Below are 222 nucleotides of genomic sequence, written 5' to 3'. Positions count from 1 at the left end.
TGGCAGAGTGGTCGAATGCACCGGTCTTGAAAACCGGCAGGGGTTTGTAGCCCCTCTAGGGTTCAAATCCCTATCTCTCCACCATTATTTTTACTACTGGCGTAAGCGGGTAGGTTTTCGCATTCGGAGAGATGGCAGAGTGGTCGAATGCACCGGTCTTGAAAACCGGCAGGGGTTTGTAGCCCCTCTAGGGTTCAAATCCCTATCTCTCCACCATTATTT

1 tRNA gene is annotated in these 222 nt (G+C 50.9%); it reads left to right on the top strand.

Annotation, left to right across the window (positions count from 1 at the left end):
- The first annotated feature begins 125 nt into the window (after positions 1-125).
- Positions 126-216: transfer RNA gene (locus C2M25_RS10345), tRNA-Ser, on the top strand.
- The last annotated feature ends 6 nt before the right edge of the window (positions 217-222 follow it).

Source organism: Pseudoalteromonas sp. T1lg21, from assembly GCF_002964625.1.
GTDB lineage: Bacteria > Pseudomonadota > Gammaproteobacteria > Enterobacterales > Alteromonadaceae > Pseudoalteromonas > Pseudoalteromonas gelatinilytica.
The sequence above is the reverse complement of the archived record's forward strand: the minus strand, read 5'-3'. Positions and strand labels throughout refer to the sequence as shown.